Source organism: Amycolatopsis rhabdoformis, assembly GCF_035918295.1.
GTDB classification, from domain to species: Bacteria; Actinomycetota; Actinomycetes; order Mycobacteriales; family Pseudonocardiaceae; genus Amycolatopsis; species Amycolatopsis rhabdoformis.
Genome location: NZ_CP142149.1, coordinates 4,082,407 through 4,098,709, shown reverse-complemented (window position 1 = coordinate 4,098,709; position 16,303 = coordinate 4,082,407). Strand labels below are relative to the sequence as shown.

The window sequence follows — 16,303 nt, the reverse complement described above, 5'->3', positions numbered from 1 at the left end:
TGCCCTACTCGCCCTCCGATGGCGGTTCGGTGCGGTCGTCGTCGGAGTGCGCCAGCAGGTGGTCGCGGAGTGCGCGGGCCGTGTCGGAGAGATCGCGGTCGCCGGTGTAGCAGACGAGCAGCCGCCGGTCCGCCCAGGGCTCGGCCAGGTCGACGGCGGCCAGGGTGCCGCCGGTGAGCCAGCGGCGCACGCTGTACCGGGGCAGGATGGCGATGCCGACACCCCCGGCCACGGCGTGACAGGCGGCGTCGATGCCGGGCAGCCGCACGCGATACCTCGGCTGGCTGCCCAGCGGTCTTGCGTGTGTCTCCAGGTGTTCCTGCAACGGGTTGGCGACGCTCAGCCCGACGAACGCGCGCCCCAGCACGTCGGCGTACGACACCCGCGGCAGGCTGGTCAGCGGGTCGTCGGGGAGCGTGACGACCACCAGCGGATCCTCCCGGATCACCCGGGTTTCCAGCTGTCCGAGGTCGTGGGTGTCGGCGACGACTCCGAGATCGGCGCGGCCTTCGGCCACCGCGGCGACAATGCGGTAGGTCGGGCTTTCCTCCAGGTCGATGCGGGCGTGCGGGTACCGGGCGAGAAACGACACAGCGGCGGCGGGCATGAGGCTCGCGGCGCCGGCGGCGTTGGCCCGGACGCGGACGGTGGCGCCGTGCCCCTGCGCGTACTCGTCCAGCTCGGTTCGCAGCTGGCCGACCGCGTGGCACACGGTCCGGGCGTGGCGCAGCAGCACCTGTCCCGCCGGGGTGAGGGCGACTCCGCGGCGGCCGCGGTCGAAGAGCGTGACACCCAGGGTGCGCTCCAGGTTGCTGATCCGCCCGCTGGCCGACGGCACGGACAGCCGGGCGCGGGCCGCCCCGTGCGTGATACTGCCGGTCTCCGCGACCGCGGTCACGAGGTCGAGATCGATGAGGTCCACTGAAACGCCCCTGTCTTGGCGATACGTGCGAGGCACGCTCAGCCTTTGATTCTTCCGAAGCCTAAGGGAAAAGATCTCGAATTTACAAGGTATTTGTGTCTGACCATAATAGGTCCTGCTGGCTGTCCGGCATTCTCGCTCGAGCAATGACGCCCCCCACCGAGTATGGCGGCGGGCTCGCGCCCGCATCGTGGCCGGCCCTTGCTCGAGGAAAAATCAGGAAAGATGAAATGGATTCTGCGATGGATGTGCGGAGAAACGACGAGAATGGCTCGTATGAGGCTGTCGTGGACGGACAGGTGGTCGGCATGATCGTCTACCACACCCCGCATGGTGATCAACGGGTGACGTTCAGCCATACGATTGTCGAGCCCGAGTATCGCGGTCGGGGGATCGCGGCGCGGCTGGTGAAATACGCCTTGGACGATCTGCGGGCGCGCAACCTGAATCTCACCAATTACTGCTCCTTCGTGGCGGACTTCATCGCCGATCACCCCGAGTACAAGGTGTTGGTCGACGGCCGGTTCCCGGGCCGCGCGGTGGTGCCTGATCGCGCGCCGCGCGAGCGTACCGATTGACGGCCGTGCCGATCGTCGCCGGAATCCGACCGATTCCGGTCCACAAGCACCAGAACAAGGCAGAGTGACGTGAACCTCGACCAGCTCATGAGCAAGCACCTCACCAGGTATTTCGACCCCGGTAAGACCGTTCCCGAGGAAACCCTTCAGCTTCTGCTGAGGTTCCTGCGCTCCACGCCCACATCGACGAACATCCAGCCCCACCATTTCTATGTCGTCGCCACACCCGAAGGCAAAGTGCGGCTGGCCACCAATCTGGGCGAGCAATTCGAGCACAACAGCGAGAAGATCCTGAACGCGTCGCACGTCATCATCCTCACCACCCGGGCGGATCTGCCGGAGAGCCATGTCGATGCGGTGTTCTCGAAGGAGAGAGCCGACGGCCGGTTCCCCGACCCGGTCAAGCAGGGGCTGCGGGAGGCGAAGAGCCGTGACTTCCTCGACCTGCACATCTACGGCTACCGGGACCTGAACCACTGGCTGGACAAGCAGGCCTACCTGGCGCTGGGCATGACCATGATGGCGGCCGCCGAACTCGGCGTCGAGGCCATGCCGCTCGAAGGGTTCGACCCGAGCAGCGTCGACAAGGCGTTCACGATTCGCGAAACCGGTCACACCACGACAGTGCTGCTGGCTCTCGGCTACCCCGACCGGGCGAAGGTGAACTACGGCCCGATCTCGCGCTTCGAAGCCGACCGGCTGTTCACGTTCGTCTGATCATTCGCGGCATCGAAAGGACACGGTTCTCGGCCTGTCTTCGCCGACTGCCACCGGCCGACAATGACGGGTATTCGAGCGCGCTGATGAAGAGAGGTGCCAGATGAAGGCGATCGTGGTGACGGACCCGGACGCCGGAACGGCCGGGCTGACGATGGCGGAGCGACCCGAGCCCGAGCCGGCGATCAACGACGTCGTCGTGGAGGTGCACGCCTCCGGGTTCACCTCGGGTGAGCTGACGTGGCCCTCGACCTGGACCGATCGCCTCGGCCGGGACCGAACGCCGTCGATTCCCGGGCAGGAGCTGGCCGGGGTGGTGACCGCGCTCGGCTACGGCACGCGAGGCGTTTCGGTGGGACAGCGCGTGGTCGGTCTCACCGACTCGTACCGCGCCGGTGGACTGGCGGAACGCGTGGCGATCGAGGTGCGCAACCTCGCGCCGCTGCCGGGTGACGTCGACTTCACGGTGGGGGCGAGCCTGCCGATGCCGGCGCTCACCGCGTGGCAGGGACTGTTCGACCACGGCCGCCTCGAGTCGGGCCAGAGCATCCTCGTGCACGGTGCCGCCGGCTCGGTCGGGTCGATGGTCGCCCAGCTCGCCCGTGAGGCCGGCGCCCACGTCATCGGCACCGGACGCGCGGCCGATCGGGAGAAGGCGCTCGACTTCGGCGCGATGGAGTTCGTCGACCTCGAGAACGACTCGCTGGACGATGTCGGCCGCGTCGACCTGGTCTTCGACGTCATCGGCGGCGACATCCAACGGCGGTCCGCGGGCGTGGTTCGCGCCGGCGGAACGCTGGTGACCATCGCCGGCCCGCCCGAGGCAAGGCCGGCTGACGGGCTGGCCCTCGACTTCGTCGTCCTGCCCGACCGCGTCCAACTGGGCGAGATCGTCCAGCGCGTACGGGACGGGCGGCTGCGAACGAACATTGCCACCGTCGTGGCGTTCGACGCCGCGATAGCCGCCCTCACTTCGACCGGGCGGATCAGCGGGCAGACCATCATCCGCGTTCGCCCGTAAGGACTTGGGGCACGAGCCGGTGCCTCGCGGAGCAGGACCAGGGGTGCCGGCCGAGGGCCGTCTCAAGTGGACGACGAGCCGCGGTTCGCCCTGGGCTGAGCGCACCACTCAGTCTTAGGCGCAGGCTTAGGCTGAGTGCGGAAATTCCGCATTGTGGAACTCCTGGGCGTGGCTGATGCTCGGTGGGTGAGTACGCCTTTTCTCATCCTGCTGGCCGGTGTCGCCGCCGGTGCGCTGAACGCCATCGGCGGCGGAGGAACCTTCGTCGCGCTGCCCGCGCTCGTCGCCGCGGGCATGCCTCCGGTGCTGGCCAACGCTGTATCGCGAATCGCCCTCGCGCCCGCCGCCGTGGCCAGCGCGTGGGTCTACCGACGCGACGTCATCCCGGTCGGGCCGACCTCCGCCAGGGCGTTGACCGCGGTCAGTGTGCTCGGCAGCGGCGTCGGTGCCGGCCTGGTGCTGGTGCTGCCGGCCGCTTCGTTCGACGCCGCGTCGCCGTGGCTGCTGGCCTTCGCCACCGTGACGCTCGCCTCCGGACGCTACGTCTCCCGGGTGGTGAGCCGCCTGCTGGGCCGTTCGGTTCTCATGAGTTCGCGAGCCGTGCTCATCGCCCAGTTCTTCCTCGCCGTGTACGGCGGTTACTTCGGCGGAGCCGTAGGCATCCTGACGGTGGCCGTCTGGAGCATCGGCCTGGCGCTGGACACGGCGGTGAGCAACCCGATGCGGGTCACCCAGCTCGCGGCGATCTTCCTCACCTCGAGCGTGCTGTTCCTCATCGCCTCGGACGCGCTGACCGCCCCGCTCCTGCTCACCGCCATGCTGGCCGGCGCCGTGGCCGGCGGATTCGCCGGCGCCTACCTGGCCCGCCGCTTCCCGGCCTGGCTCCTGCGCGGTGTCCTCCTGACCACCGCCGTGATCACGACCGTCCTGTACTTCCTGCGCGACTGACGACGCGGAAAGCGGAGGAAAGCGGACGGTCGTGGGGTCTTCGGCCCTGCCTCGACGGGTCCGAGTTCGTCTCTCTCGCTTCCGAGGCCGGCACCCGGCCGACGAGGCCCACCGTCGCCCGTTCCCGCGGCGGGCGACGGTGGGCTGGTGCCCGCAGGTGGTCGGCTCAGCGGAGAAGCTTGATGACCTCCGCGAACTCCGTCAACGCCGGCTCGAGGACGCTGAGGTAGGTGATCCCGTGGTTTTCCCGGTAGCGAAGGAGTTTCTCGGCGATCTCGTGCGCCGACCCGACGAGCACGCCCGGGAGGGCCCGGATCCGGGCGTCGGAAAGGCCGGGGGCGACCTGGCGCACGAGGGTGAAGTCGGGGTCGGTGCCGACCGAGACGGTCGAGGCGAAGAGGTTCAGTTCGAGAGTGGGGAAGCGCTCGCCGGCTGCTGTGCGGGCGAAGGCGACACGGTCGGCCAGAACCTGTTCCGGGTCGGCGTCCGGGCGGGCGGCGGACATGGCCGAGAAGCCGATGATGTCGGCCTCGCGGGCGGCGAGGCGCAGCACGCGGTCGCCGTCGCCGGCCAGGAGCAGAGGCGGGGCGTGCTCGGCCGAGGCGAACTGGGTCTTCAGTTCGGTGACGGTCGCGGCCAGGTGGTCGATCCGGGCGCCGGCGCGGGGGAAGGGCAGGCCGGCCGCCGTGAACTCCGCCTCCACGTACCCGGCGCCGAGTCCGAGTTCGAGGCGGCCGCCGGTCAGCGCCTGGGTGTCCGCGACGTCGCGGGCGAGCAGGGCCGGCCGGTAGAAGCCCGCGTTGAGCACGTAGGTGCCGAGGCGCAGCGTGGTGGTGACGTCGGCCGCGGCCACCAGGGCGGGGAACGGCGCGGGCATGCCGAGGTGGTCGGGTACCTGCAGCACGTCGTAGCCGAGGTCCTCGACCTGGCGTGCCCTCGCCTGCCAGGTCGGCCGGGGGCCGGTGGACAGCAGGCTGATGCCGAAGCGGAACGGGCGGGCAGTCATGGGTTCTCCCAATTAATGTGACCGGTCATCTTAGCAAGTGTCTAAAAAGGACGGACGTCAGAGGACGGCGACCGCGCCTGGACGCGCGTCCACCAGCACCTTGCCGAGCCCTGCGGCCCCGAAGACCCGCGTGACGTCCTCGGCGTGCTGCGTGTAGTGCGCCCACCCGTCCTGGTGCAGCGGCACGACGGCGCGCGCGCCGAGCAGCGCGGCGGCGCGGGCGGCCAAGTCGGCGGTGAGCGTCAGGAACACGTCGCCACGGGCCGGCAGTTTCGCGGCGCCGACGTTGAGGACCGCGATCTCGATGCCCGGGAACCGTTCGGCGATCACGGAGACCACTTCGAGCGACGCATTGTCGCCTCCGATGTAGACAGTCGGGGCGCCGTCGGCCTCGAGGACGAAGCCGATCACCGGGCCGTTGCGCAGGCCGAGCTCCGGGTCTCCGTGCAACGCAGGGACCGCGGTGATCCGCACGGTGCCGACCTCGGTCCGGTCGAACGGCCGCAGACCCGTCGCGTGGTCGCCGAGCTTCGGCGCGCCGTCCTCCGTGGTGATCACCCGCTTCGCTCCCAGCGCGAACTCCCGGCCGGAGAAGTCGAAGTTGTCCATGTGGTGCTCGTGGGAAACCAGCACCGCGTCGATCGGCCCCAGCTCGTCGGGTCTCACGGCGGGGCCGGTGAGCTTCACCGCCGTGACGGGCCCGTAGTGGTAGGTCTGCGGCTCGTCGAAGGTGGGGTCGAGCAGGAATCTCGCCCCCGCGTACTCCACCACGGCGGTGGGGCCGCCGATCACCCGCACGGTCACGTCGGTCATGCGCAACTCCTCGTTCCGTTTTTCGCGCCCGACGATGTCAGCGGTCGCGCGGCCCGGCAACGTCTGCCCACCACTCAGTGGAAGTGCGCAGTGGCGCCGCTTCGCCGCGGCTGTTCACGATGGGAGCAGAATCCACCGAACTTCGGGAGCCGGCACGATGACCGCGCACTACCGGACCGTCGCCTTCACGGCGGCGGTCCGTTCCGTCCAGGAGCACTACGGCAGCCGCGCGGGGTACGCGCGCATCGAGTCCCGCGCGCCGCAACCCACGGCGCCGGAACCGCTGACCGAGTCCGAACACCTGTACCTGGCCGAGCGCGAGGGCTTCTACCTCGCCAGCGTCGGAGAAACCGGCTGGCCCTACGTGCAGTACCGCGGCGGCCCGCCCGGGTTCCTGCGGGTGCTCGACGAGCACACGGTCGGCTGGGCCGATTTCCGCGGCAACCTCCAATACGTGAGCGTCGGCAATCTCGCCGGCGACGACCGCGTCGCCTTGATCGTGATGGACTACGCCCGCCGGCAGCGGCTGAAGCTCTTCGGCCGCGCCCGCGTGGTCGACGCCACCGCCGAGCCCGAGCTGCTTCGGAAGCTGCACGCCGAGGGTGACGACGGGATCGTCGAACGCGGCATCGTCGTCACGGTCGAGGCCTACGACTGGAACTGCCCGCAGCACATCACGCCACGCTTCTCCCTCGCCGAGCTCGAACCGCAGCTCGAGCGGATCAGACGGGAACTGGCCGACCTCGAAAGCGAGAACGCCCGCCTCCGCGAAGAGCTCGCGAAGGCGGACGCACGCTGAGCGCAGTCAGGCCACCTTCGTGCGGAGTTTCTCCCGCTCGGGGTCGGCGATCGCGGCGAACAGCAGGCCGCTGACCGCCACGAACCCGCCGAACAGCAGGAACGCCGTGGTGTAGCCGCCCTGCGGGGTGTCGGTGGCGTCGAGGATCACGCCGGTCACCAACGGGCTCACGATGCCGGCCGCGCTGCCGATCGCGGCCAGCACAGCGAGCGTGCCGGCCCGGCGCCGCGCCGGCGCGATCTCGGCGACCACCGGCAGCGTCACGGTGTTCACCACCACCGAGGTGCCGTAACCGAACACCAGCAACAGGATCGCGGGCAGGGCCGCGGTGGTCCACGGCAGGAGGGTGAGCAGCACGCCCGCGACAGCCACGGTGATCCCGCCTCCGATGCCCCGGACCTTGCGCGAGCTGACCCCGCGCCGCAACAGGCGGTCGGTCACGGTGCCGGCCACCACGAGCGCGATGATCGCCATCGCGCTGGGCACGGTGTACAGCAGTCCCGACGCCGTGGCGGAGAAGCCGAGACCGTGTTCGAAGTACGACGGCAGCCACGTGTAGATCACCGACGCCAGCGCGTTCTGCGCGAAGTACACCAAGCCCGCCACCAGGAAGGTGGGGCTGAGCAGGACCCGCAGCCACGACGCGCTCGGTGCGTTGTCCACAGTGGACGCGCTGGGGGCGTCCGTGGTGTAGGGACCCATCCGCCCGGCGAAGAACCACACCACCACCCAGGCGAGCGCCAGGATCCCCACCGCGAGGAACCCGCTGCGCCACCCGAAGGCCACGACCACCACCGTCAGCACGGGCAACAGCGCCACCTTCGCGACAGCGGCGCCACTGGTGATCAGCGACGCGGGCAGGCCGCGCCGGTCGTTGGGGAACCACGAGTACGCGATGGTGTGCGACAGCGGCACCACGGGACCTTCGGCCGCGCCGACCACGAGCCGGCTGGCGACCAGCATGAACCCGGTCACGGCGAGGAAGGCCGGGATCTGCCCGACGGCCCACAGCACGCCGCACACGAGCAACACGACCCGGGGCGAGAGCCGATCGGACAGCAGCCCGACGACGAGGCACGCTGCCACCAGCAAGAGGTAAGACGCGCTGCTGATGGTGCCGAACTCCGTGGCCGTGAGTCCGAACTCCTTCTGCACCGGCGTCGCGATCAAGCCGACGAGCGCTTTGTCCAAAAAGGTCACCACGGTCGCGCCGATGACCGCGACCGTGGCCGTCCAGGCGCGCAGCTTGCTCGGGCGAGGGAATCCGTCGGCGGGCAGGAACGCCGCTTCGCCGGTGGCTGGACTGTTCAACGACATGGGTCGTGACCTCCTCGTTGAGGTAGGGGAAGGGGAATCAGGAAAGAAACCGGTGGTGCTCGCGGGATCGCGTGAGGTCACGCAGGAGGTCCGCGTCGAAGCGCGCGGTGGCGGTCGGGGTGCGCGTGGTGCTGAAGTCTTCGACGCTGATCCAGCCGGTGTACCCGGTCTCGTCCAGCGTTTCGAGGAGCCCGGCGACGTCGACCAGACCGTTGTCGAGCGCCGACCAGTCGGGCGTCCACGGGCCGCCCTCGGCGGGGCGGGCGTAGGCGACGTTCTTGAGGTGCACGTGGGCGAGGTGCGGGCCGAGCACGTCGAGGGCGAGCGCGTGGGATTCGTACCCCTCGATGGCGAGGTTTCCCGCGTCGTAGATCACGCCGATCCACCGCGGATCGAACTCGCCGACGAGGCGCTGGGCCAGCGACGCGCTGGGCGCGATCGACCGCTGGTGGATCTCGAGCAGCGCCCGCACGCCGTGGTGGCGGGCCGATTCGGCGAGCAGGGCGAAGAAGTCGCGGGCCTCGGCCAGCAGTTCCCGGTACGGTCGCCCGTCGCGCCACGGTGCCCGAACCCGGATCCACGCCACACCCGCCGATGCCGCCAGTTCGAACGTCTTCGCGGCACCGGTGACGTCACCCGTGTCGAGGTAGGTGTCGAGACCGATCACCTGCAGACCGGCGGCTTCGCTGAGCCGCACGGCGCGGGAAACGTCGGCTCGCGTCGGAGCGATCGAACAGCGGTTGTAGCCGAAGAACGACGGCTCGCCCCCTTCGTCGCGGGGACGGGCCACGCGCCATTCGATCCCCGCGTAGCCGGCCTCGTGCACGAAGCCGACTGCCTCGTCCGGGGTTAGGTCCGGCAGGCAGACCGAGCAGATTCCCAGCCTCATCCAGTAGCTCCACAGTGGTCGGGACCGAGTCGGGAGTCCGTTCGGCGGCAACGGAAAGCTCGGCGTCGCAGCCAGTACAGCCGCGCGTCACGGGGCTGTCCAAGACCCGCTTGACATCGCGATTTATGCTTCGCAGGCATAACTGGAGGCGTGATGGAACTGCGGCACCTGCGGTACTTCCTGGCTGTGGCCGAACGCGGATCGTTCAACCGGGCCGCGGCCCAGCTGCTCGTCGCGCAGCCGTCACTGAGCCGGCAGATCCGAGCGCTGGAGAGCGAGCTGGGGGAGGACCTGTTCGTCCGCACCCCGCAAGGCGTGACGCCGACCGCCGCCGGCCAAGCGCTCGTGGGCCACGCCCGGCACCTGCTCGCGCTGGAGGCGGCGACGCGCGAGATCGTGGCGCAACACGAGCCGCCACAGGAGCTCGTGGCGCTCGGGATCCCGCCGGGCCTGCCGTCGGCGTGGCTGGTGCGCGTGGTCGAGCACCTGGGCCGCGTGGTGCCGGGCTGTTCCCTTGATCTGACCGAGGCGAGCAGCGCGCGCCAGCTCCTGCTGCTGCGCGAAGGCCGTCTCGACATCGCGATCGTCCACCAGGCCCCGGCCGACGGGACCGTGAGCAGGATGCTGTGGCAGGAACCGTTCGGGTTCGCCGTGCGACCCGGCCACCCGCTCGCCGAGGTCCGCGACCACCAGCTGGCCGACCTTGACGGTCGCCGGGTGCTGATCCACTCCCGCGAGCAGGTGCCGGGCCAGCAGGACAGCCTGCTCGCGGCGACACTCGCGGCCGGCGTGCACCCCGTGTGGCTGTTCGGTCAGTTCGTGGAGCACACCCGCGCGTCCGTGGCGGCCACTCGCGCCGAGATCGCCGTGGTGAGCTCGCACACCGCGGCGCAGCAGCTGCCCGGCTGGGCGTGGGCGCCGCTGCGCGATCTGCCGATGGCGCTCACCACGTGGGCGACCCGGCGCACCGACAGCCGGATGATCGTCGTGGAGGTCGCGGCGGAGATCGCGACCCAACCCTTGGACTGACGACCCGGTTCCGCCCGGTGGAAGACAGATCGCGCTCACGCGCTCGCCCGGCACTAGCGTCGCGGACATCCGACTGCGACCGACGGAAAGTGCGATGGCCGAAATCTCCTACGCGGACCTGGACGAGGTCCGGCTGTGCTACCGGACGCTGGGCGAGGGCCCCGAGCTGGTCGTGCTACTGCACGGGTGGCCGCAGACCGCCCTCTGCTGGCGGCACGTGATGCCCGCGCTCGCCGAGCGCTACACCGTCGTCGCCCCGGACCTGCGCGGCTACGGCGGTTCCGGCCTCGCGAGCACCGGCTACAGCAAGCGCGCCACGGCGGCGGACCTGCACCAGCTGATCGTCCACCTGGGACACCCGTCGGCTCTGGTGGCCGGCCACGACCGCGGCGCCCGCGTGGCCCACCGCTGGGCACTGGACCACCCGGCCGACGTGCGCAGGCTCGCGTTGCTGGACATCCTGCCGACGCGCGAGGTGATGTCCACTGTGGACCGCACGTCGGCGAGTGCGATGTGGCACTGGTTCTTCCATTCCCAGCCGGATCTGCCGGAGCTGTTGCTCGAGGGCAACGTGGAGCCCTACCTGCGGTTCTTCTTCCGGCGGCCCCGCGCGGCCGGCGCGATCGACGACGAGACCTTCGCGGCGTACGTCGAGGCCTTCCAGGACCCGGGCCACCTGCACGCTTCGCTCGAGGACTACCGCGCCGGCTTCGGTGTCGACCTCGAGCTGGACGAAGCCGACCACGCCGCCGGTCACGTCGTGACCCCGCCGCTGCTCCTGCTCTGGGGCGCCGACGGCGGACTGCGTGCCAAGGACGTGGTCGGCGTCTGGCGGCGCTACGCCACCGACGTGCGGGGGAAGGCCGTGGCCGGCAGCGGCCACTACGTGCCGGAAGAGCGGCCGGACACGGTGGCCGACGAACTGCTCGCGTTCTTCGGCTAAGCGGACTCGCCCGCCCCGTCGGCGGCGACCGCCATGGCGGCCAGGCATTCGCGCACGCCCGGCCGGTTCTCGTCGGCCCACACGGCCCACGTGCGCACGAGGGCGTTGGCCTCGTCGGACGGGTCGAGCGGGATCCAGCGCCACGTCGGGAAGTGCCGGCGGGCCGAGGTCTCCCCGAGCAGGACCGCGTCGGCCGCCGAGGTCTCCGCGATGAGCGAGCTGTGCTCGGAGAACCGGCGGAACAGCCAGGTGACGTGGACGTTCTCGGCCTCCGCCGAGGCGCGGAGCCGGACCTCCTCGCCGGGGTTGTCCTGAGCGGAGTGGGCCAGCACCCGCAGCCCTTCGAGATCCCGCAGGGTGACCGTGCGCCGCTCGGCGAGCCGTGAGCTGTCGCGGACCGCGCAGCCGAACCGCTGCAGCAGCACCAGCGCGGAGTGCAGCTCGGGCGGCTCCAGGCGCATCAGGCCCAGGTCGACGAGCCCGGCCGGCAGCAGGTGCCGCTGTTCCTCGGTCGTCGCCTCCTGCAAGGACAGCTTGACCGCCGGCGCCGATTCGGCCAGGGCCGCGCGGAACGTCTCGAACCACCGGTGCGGCAGGCCCGGCGGGATACCGAGGCGCACCAGCCGCTCCGCCCGCTCGGCCGCCTGGAGCACCTCGGGGATCCGGTCGACCTGCACGAAGATCGTCCCGACGTGGGCGCGCAGCCCCTCACCGGCCGGCGTGAGCGCCGCGCCGCGCGCGCTGCGCGAGAACAGCTGGTGGCCGAGGGCGCGTTCGAGCTGGGCGATCTGCCGGCTCAGCGTCGGCTGGGTCAGGTGGAGCGCGGTGGCGGCCTTCGCGATCGACCCGAGCTCCGCGACCGTCCGGAAGTACTCGAGGTGCCTGAGTTCGACCATCGCGCGATTCTATGCCCGCGGGGCATATAAAGGCAGCTCAGTAAGCACTTTCTGAATAACCGGTCACCGGACACGATGGGGGAGTGAGTACGGACGAGCAGATGCCCCCGGTGAAGTTCGACGTCGTGGTGGTCGGCGGTGGGGCCGCGGGTGTCGCGGCGGCGGTCGGCGCGGCGCAGGCCGGCGCGCGGGTGGGCCTGGTCGAGCGCCACGGCTACCTGGGCGGCGCGGCGGTCGCCAGCTCGGTGCTGACCTACTGCGGGTTCTTCGACCACTCGCACGCCCAGGTCGTCGCCGGGGTGGGCCAGCGGTTCCTCGACCGGCTCGACGAGCTCGACCTCTACCTCACGCACACCTCCGCCGAGTCGGGCAACAAGGTCGTGCTGCTGGACCTGGAAACGACCAAGCGCGTGTTCGACTCGCTCGTCCTCGACTCCGGCGTGACCCCGCTCCTGCACGCCACGGTCTTCGGTGCGACCACTGTGGACGGACGCGTGACGGCTCTCGACGTCGCCCACCCCGGCGGCACCTTGCGGCTCGAAGCCGAGGCGTTCGTCGACGGCAGTGGAGACGGCGTGCTCCTCGACGCGGCGGGCGCGGCCCGGACGGTGGTGCCGGCCGCCCACCGGCAGGCCAGCACGCTGGTGATGCGGATCGGCGGCGTCCGGGAGGACGGCGACCTCAGCCGAGCGGGCATGACCTCGGCGGTGGCGGGCTATCGCGGCGCGACCGGCGTCGAGCTGCCGCGCGACCACGGCGTGACGGTGCGGCTGCCGGTGTCGCGCGAGATCATGGTGCTGGTCGCCGACCAGCATCGCGACGTCCTGGACGCGGCCGAGTCGACGTCGGCCGAGATCGAAGGCCGACGGCTCGCGATGCACTACTTCCAGGCGTTGCGCACCGGCATGCGCGGCTGGGAATCGAGTTTCCTCGCGGCGACCGGCCCCGAGCTCGGGGTGCGGGAGACGCGTCGGCTGGCCGGTCTCGTCGCCGTGACCGCCGGCGACGTGACGAACGCCCGCCGCCGCCCGGACGTGATCGCCCGGGGCGGCTGGCCGATGGAGGACCACGCCGTGCCGGGCGTGGTCAGTTACGGCGGGATCCGCGACGACAGCTGGTACGACATCCCCTACGGCAGCCTCACCGCGGCATCGCTCGGGAACCTGTGGGCCGCCGGGCGGCTGGTGAGTTCCGACGGGCGAGCCTACGGCTCCGTGCGGGTCATGGGCACGGCGTTCGCCACCGGCCACGCCGCGGGCGTCGCGGCCGCGTTGTCCGTCCGAAGTGGACCGGTCGCCGTGGGTGCGGTGCAGGACGAGCTTCGCCGGCAGGGAGCGCTGTTGTGAGCGGCAACGCGCGGGAGCCGGGCCGGTCGACGATCGACCGGCTGTTCACCCTGCTCGGCGTGTTCGACGGCGGTGAGCGGACGCTCGCGGAGATCGCCGCGCTCGCGGGCCTCCCGCTCACGACCGCGCACCGCATGCTCGGCGCGCTCGAGGCGTGGGGCGGGGTCGAGCGCACGCCCTCGGGCAGCTACCGGATCGGTCTGCGGCTGTGGGAGCTGAGCACCCGGTCGGCGGCCGCGGCGTCGTTGCGGGAGCTCGCGCTGCCGATGATGCAGGACCTATACGAGATCACCCACGCGAATGTGCAGCTCGTGGTCCGCGACGACGACACCGCACTCGTCGTGGAGCGGCTCGCCGGGCTCCGGTCCGTGCCGACGAGCAGTGAGGTCGGCGGGCGGCTTCCGTTGCACGCCACCGCGGTCGGCAAGGTCCTGCTCGCGCACGGCCCCGCCCGGCTGCTGACCGAACTCGGCCAACGGGGCCTGCGCCGCTACACCCCCTACACCCTGGTGATGCCCGGCCGCCTCGCCGCGTCCGTCGGGTCCACGCGCGAAACCGGCCTCGGGACGGCGCACGAAGAACTGACGCTGGGCGCGGCTTCGATCGCGACCGCGGTGACCGACGCGACCGGCTCCGTGCGAGCGGCGCTCGGCATCGTCACCCATTCCCACATCGCCCTCGCCCGCTACGAATCCGCGCTGAGGTCCGCCGCCGACGGTGTCTCGCAGCGCCTCGCCGCCTCCGAAGAATCGCCGCTGCCGGCCCGGCGGTCCGGCTGAAGACCTCCGATCCTACGAAGAGGAGAACGTCTGTGCGACAAGGAAATCCCGATCGGGTGGCGCTGGTCACCGGCGGAGCCGGGGCGCTCGGCAGCGCCATCGCCCGGCGCCTCGCCGGTGACGGCGCCACGGTGGTGCTGGCCGACCTCGACGGCGACCGCGCCGCGGCCACGGCGGGCGAAATCGGCGCGGAGACCGGCGCTCGGGTCGTCGGCTGGGCCGCGGACGTCGCGTCCGACGAGGGCAACCACGCGCTCGTCGACCGGCTGCGGGCGACCTACGGGCGGCTCGACCAGCTCGTGAACAACGCCGCGCTCAACCAGAAAAGCAGGTTCGGCGAGCTCGGCGAGAGCGAGTGGCAGTCGGTGCTGGGCGTCAACCTGTGGGGTCCGGCGTCGCTGTGCCAGGCGGCGGTGCCGCTGTGGCGCGCGAGCGGCGGCGGGCAGGTCGTGAACATCTCGTCGCGCACGTGGCTCAGTGGCGGCCCGCTCGCGTACGTCTCGTCCAAGGCCGGCCTGGTCGGTCTCACGCGCGCGCTGGCCGTGGAGCTGGGCCCGCTCGGGGTGACGGTGAACGCGGTGGCGCCGAGCACCGTCGCGACGCCGTTCGTCACGGGCGGGCGCAGCGGCGACGAGCTCGCCGCACACCTGGAGAAGCACCGGAACATGACGCTGCTGTCGAGGATGGCGACCGAGGACGACGTCGCGGAGGCGGTCGCGTTCCTCGCCTCGCCGCGGGCTGCGTTCATCACCGGCGAAGTGCTCCACGTGGCCGGGGGCGCGCAGCTCGCCCCGGCGCCCTGACGGGCCCGCGGATGGCCTACCTGGAAACACCTGACGTGGTGCTGTTCTTCGAAGACCACTGGCCGGCCGGCGACCGGCCCGGCCCGCCACTCGTGCTGCTGCACGGCTGGGCGTGCGACTCGGCCGACTGGACCGACCTGGCCGGCCGGTTCACCGCGCGGCACCGCGTGGTGACGGTGGACCTGCGGGGCAACGGACGCTCGAGCACGAGCGCCGACGGCTACTCGCCGGCGGCGATGGCCCGTGACGTCGCGGGGATCCTCGACGTCCTCGACACGGGGCCGGCGGTCGTCGTCGGGCACTCGGCCGGGGCCGAGGTCGCGGCGGCGCTCGCCGTCGCGCATCCGGACCACGTGCGCGGCGTGGTGGCCGTGGATCCCGCCTACGGGTTCGCGCTCGCGGACGGCGAACGGCTGCGGGAAGTGTCGCGGCAGCTCGCCGGGCCCGATCCGATCCGGATCGCGCTCGACTACTTCAGCCGGTTCGACGCCAACCCCGCGACCCCGCGTGCGTTGGCGGAGCTGCACCTGGCCTCGGCCCGGCGCGCGCGGCCCGAGGTGGTACGGGCGATGTTCGACGAGTTCGCGTTCGGTGCCGGCTCGTTCCACTTCCGCCCGGACACCGACGCGTACCTGGCGCGGCGCCGGGCGCCGTTGCTTGCCTTCTACCGCAACGAGATCCGGGCCGCGGCGGGGCGTGAGTTCGCGCGCGGCGAGGCCGACCGCGTGCTGACCTACCCCGGCGCCGGCCACTGGCTGCACCAGGAGCAGCCGGACCGGTTCACCGCCGACGTCGAGCAGTGGCTCGGCGACCCCACGACCACGGGAGCAGATTCATGACGACCACACTCGGACTGTCCGCCGACGAGGTGCTCACCACGACCCGCTCGGTGCGCAAGCGCCTCGACCTCGAGCGCCCCGTGCCTCGGGAGGTGATCGAGGATTGCCTCCGCGTCGCCGTGCAAGCGCCGACGGGCCGCAACCGGCAGCAGTGGGACTTCGTGTTCGTCGAGGAGCCGGACCGCAAGGCGGCCGTGGCCGACCTCTGGCGGCGCGGGCTGGTGGCCGGGCACTCCTCGGGTTCTTCGGCGCCGTTGCCGACTCGGATGAGCTTCGCGTCGCAGGAGTGGCACCGGATCGCCGACAGTCTCGACCACCTCGCCCGGCACCTGCACGAGGTGCCGGTGTTGCTGATCCCGTGCTTGCGCGTGGACGACCGGTCGTCGCTCGACTCGATCCGCGGCCAGGCCGGCAACTGGGGCTCGGTGCTGCCCGCGTTCTGGAGCTTCATGCTCGCCGCCCGCGAGCGCGGGCTGGGTACGGCGTGGACCACAGCGCACTTGACCTACGAACGCGAGATGGCCGAGCTGCTCGACATCCCGTTCGACACGGTCGTGCAGGCCGCGTTGACCCCGGTCGCGTACACGGTCGGCACGACCTTCAAACCCGGCCCGCGCGCCGATCACCGCGGGTTCGTGCACTGGGACCAGTGGTGAAC

At 71.2% G+C, this 16,303-nt stretch carries 18 protein-coding genes; 12 read left to right on the top strand and 6 right to left on the bottom strand.

The window, feature by feature from the left end:
* Positions 1 to 4 precede the first annotated feature (4 nt).
* Positions 5 to 922, bottom strand: coding sequence for a LysR family transcriptional regulator (locus VSH64_RS18615; RefSeq protein ID WP_326836883.1), 918 nt, complete (start codon positions 920 to 922; stop codon positions 5 to 7).
* 146 nt (positions 923 to 1,068) lie between these two features.
* On the opposite strand from VSH64_RS18615, the gene VSH64_RS18610 reads away from it, so the two are divergent.
* The 4 genes from VSH64_RS18610 to VSH64_RS18595 all read left to right on the top strand — a co-directional run bounded on the left by VSH64_RS18610 (position 1,069) and on the right by VSH64_RS18595 (position 4,186).
* A complete protein-coding gene (locus tag VSH64_RS18610; protein WP_326836882.1) occupies positions 1,069 to 1,500 on the top strand; it encodes a GNAT family N-acetyltransferase in 432 nt (143 codons plus the stop codon).
* Between the two features lie 69 nt (positions 1,501 to 1,569).
* Positions 1,570 to 2,217 (top strand): nitroreductase family protein, encoded by a 648-nt coding sequence (locus VSH64_RS18605; RefSeq protein WP_326836881.1) that lies wholly within the window; start codon positions 1,570 to 1,572, stop codon positions 2,215 to 2,217.
* Positions 2,218 to 2,320: 103 nt separating this feature from the next.
* Positions 2,321 to 3,238, top strand: a complete 918-nt coding sequence (locus tag VSH64_RS18600; protein ID WP_326836880.1) for an NADP-dependent oxidoreductase — start codon at positions 2,321 to 2,323, stop codon at positions 3,236 to 3,238.
* Positions 3,239 to 3,424: 186 nt separating this feature from the next.
* Positions 3,425 to 4,186 carry a sulfite exporter TauE/SafE family protein gene (locus tag VSH64_RS18595; protein ID WP_326836879.1) on the top strand — a complete coding sequence of 254 codons (762 nt, stop codon included), beginning with the start codon at positions 3,425 to 3,427 and terminating at the stop codon, positions 4,184 to 4,186.
* A 166-nt stretch (positions 4,187 to 4,352) separates the two neighbouring features.
* On the opposite strand, the gene VSH64_RS18590 is transcribed toward VSH64_RS18595, so the two are convergent.
* The gene (locus VSH64_RS18590; protein WP_326836878.1) at positions 4,353 to 5,192 is read right to left on the bottom strand and encodes a TIGR03621 family F420-dependent LLM class oxidoreductase; all 840 of its coding nucleotides are present in this window, start codon (positions 5,190 to 5,192) and stop codon (positions 4,353 to 4,355) included.
* A gap of 57 nt (positions 5,193 to 5,249) precedes the next feature.
* Positions 5,250 to 6,005, bottom strand: coding sequence for an MBL fold metallo-hydrolase (locus VSH64_RS18585; protein WP_326836877.1), 756 nt, complete (start codon positions 6,003 to 6,005; stop codon positions 5,250 to 5,252).
* A 157-nt stretch (positions 6,006 to 6,162) separates the two neighbouring features.
* Here VSH64_RS18585 and VSH64_RS18580 point away from each other — a divergent pair, with 157 nt between their 5' ends.
* Entirely contained in the window at positions 6,163 to 6,804 is a 642-nt protein-coding gene (locus tag VSH64_RS18580; protein WP_326836876.1) for a pyridoxamine 5'-phosphate oxidase family protein, read from the top strand.
* A gap of 6 nt (positions 6,805 to 6,810) precedes the next feature.
* Here the strand turns inward: VSH64_RS18580 and VSH64_RS18575 are convergent, their stop codons facing one another.
* Both VSH64_RS18575 and VSH64_RS18570 read right to left on the bottom strand, forming a co-directional pair.
* Positions 6,811 to 8,121, bottom strand: a complete 1,311-nt coding sequence (locus VSH64_RS18575; protein ID WP_326836875.1) for an MFS transporter — start codon at positions 8,119 to 8,121, stop codon at positions 6,811 to 6,813.
* Positions 8,122 to 8,158: 37 nt separating this feature from the next.
* Positions 8,159 to 9,010: a sugar phosphate isomerase/epimerase family protein gene (locus VSH64_RS18570; protein ID WP_326836874.1), complete on the bottom strand. Its 852-nt coding sequence runs from the start codon at positions 9,008 to 9,010 to the stop codon at positions 8,159 to 8,161.
* A gap of 153 nt (positions 9,011 to 9,163) precedes the next feature.
* Between VSH64_RS18570 and VSH64_RS18565 the strand changes: the two genes are divergently transcribed.
* A complete protein-coding gene (locus tag VSH64_RS18565; RefSeq protein ID WP_326836873.1) occupies positions 9,164 to 10,039 on the top strand; it encodes a LysR family transcriptional regulator in 876 nt (291 codons plus the stop codon).
* 94 nt (positions 10,040 to 10,133) lie between these two features.
* The gene (locus VSH64_RS18560) at positions 10,134 to 10,982 is read left to right on the top strand and encodes an alpha/beta fold hydrolase (RefSeq protein ID WP_326836872.1); all 849 of its coding nucleotides are present in this window, start codon (positions 10,134 to 10,136) and stop codon (positions 10,980 to 10,982) included.
* Here the strand turns inward: VSH64_RS18560 and VSH64_RS18555 are convergent.
* The gene (locus tag VSH64_RS18555) at positions 10,979 to 11,878 is read right to left on the bottom strand and encodes a LysR family transcriptional regulator (protein WP_326836871.1); all 900 of its coding nucleotides are present in this window, start codon (positions 11,876 to 11,878) and stop codon (positions 10,979 to 10,981) included. The two genes, VSH64_RS18560 and VSH64_RS18555, sit on opposite strands and share 4 nt — an antisense overlap.
* Before the next feature lie 83 nt (positions 11,879 to 11,961).
* On the opposite strand from VSH64_RS18555, the gene VSH64_RS18550 reads away from it, so the two are divergent.
* From VSH64_RS18550 to VSH64_RS18530, 5 genes are read left to right on the top strand one after another with little or no spacing between them, the layout of a single operon-like run.
* Positions 11,962 to 13,224, top strand: coding sequence for an FAD-dependent oxidoreductase (locus VSH64_RS18550; protein ID WP_326836870.1), 1,263 nt, complete (start codon positions 11,962 to 11,964; stop codon positions 13,222 to 13,224).
* Positions 13,221 to 14,003 carry an IclR family transcriptional regulator gene (locus tag VSH64_RS18545; protein WP_326836869.1) on the top strand — a complete coding sequence of 261 codons (783 nt, stop codon included), beginning with the start codon at positions 13,221 to 13,223 and terminating at the stop codon, positions 14,001 to 14,003. Before VSH64_RS18550 ends, VSH64_RS18545 begins: the two co-directional genes overlap by 4 nt.
* Before the next feature lie 32 nt (positions 14,004 to 14,035).
* Positions 14,036 to 14,806, top strand: coding sequence for an SDR family NAD(P)-dependent oxidoreductase (locus VSH64_RS18540; RefSeq protein ID WP_326836868.1), 771 nt, complete (start codon positions 14,036 to 14,038; stop codon positions 14,804 to 14,806).
* A gap of 11 nt (positions 14,807 to 14,817) precedes the next feature.
* Positions 14,818 to 15,645 carry an alpha/beta fold hydrolase gene (locus VSH64_RS18535; protein ID WP_326836867.1) on the top strand — a complete coding sequence of 276 codons (828 nt, stop codon included), beginning with the start codon at positions 14,818 to 14,820 and terminating at the stop codon, positions 15,643 to 15,645.
* A complete protein-coding gene (locus VSH64_RS18530) occupies positions 15,642 to 16,301 on the top strand; it encodes a nitroreductase family protein (protein ID WP_326836866.1) in 660 nt (219 codons plus the stop codon). The genes VSH64_RS18535 and VSH64_RS18530 overlap by 4 nt, the downstream gene beginning before the upstream one ends.
* Positions 16,302 to 16,303 lie beyond the last annotated feature (2 nt).

Excerpts from the sequence above, each read along its gene's own strand:
- VSH64_RS18610 (WP_326836882.1), top strand. The coding sequence starts at position 1,069 with ATGACGCCCCCCACCGAGTATGGCGGCGGGCTCGCGCCCGCATCGTGG.
- VSH64_RS18600 (WP_326836880.1), top strand. The coding sequence starts at position 2,321 with ATGAAGGCGATCGTGGTGACGGACCCGGACGCCGGAACGGCCGGGCTG.
- VSH64_RS18590 (WP_326836878.1), bottom strand. The coding sequence starts at position 5,192 with ATGACTGCCCGCCCGTTCCGCTTCGGCATCAGCCTGCTGTCCACCGGC.
- VSH64_RS18585 (WP_326836877.1), bottom strand. The coding sequence starts at position 6,005 with ATGACCGACGTGACCGTGCGGGTGATCGGCGGCCCCACCGCCGTGGTG.
- VSH64_RS18580 (WP_326836876.1), top strand. The coding sequence starts at position 6,163 with ATGACCGCGCACTACCGGACCGTCGCCTTCACGGCGGCGGTCCGTTCC.
- VSH64_RS18575 (WP_326836875.1), bottom strand. The coding sequence starts at position 8,121 with ATGTCGTTGAACAGTCCAGCCACCGGCGAAGCGGCGTTCCTGCCCGCC.
- VSH64_RS18570 (WP_326836874.1), bottom strand. The coding sequence starts at position 9,010 with ATGAGGCTGGGAATCTGCTCGGTCTGCCTGCCGGACCTAACCCCGGAC.
- VSH64_RS18565 (WP_326836873.1), top strand. The coding sequence starts at position 9,164 with ATGGAACTGCGGCACCTGCGGTACTTCCTGGCTGTGGCCGAACGCGGA.
- VSH64_RS18560 (WP_326836872.1), top strand. The coding sequence starts at position 10,134 with ATGGCCGAAATCTCCTACGCGGACCTGGACGAGGTCCGGCTGTGCTAC.
- VSH64_RS18555 (WP_326836871.1), bottom strand. The coding sequence starts at position 11,878 with ATGGTCGAACTCAGGCACCTCGAGTACTTCCGGACGGTCGCGGAGCTC.
- VSH64_RS18535 (WP_326836867.1), top strand. The coding sequence starts at position 14,818 with ATGGCCTACCTGGAAACACCTGACGTGGTGCTGTTCTTCGAAGACCAC.
- VSH64_RS18530 (WP_326836866.1), top strand. The coding sequence starts at position 15,642 with ATGACGACCACACTCGGACTGTCCGCCGACGAGGTGCTCACCACGACC.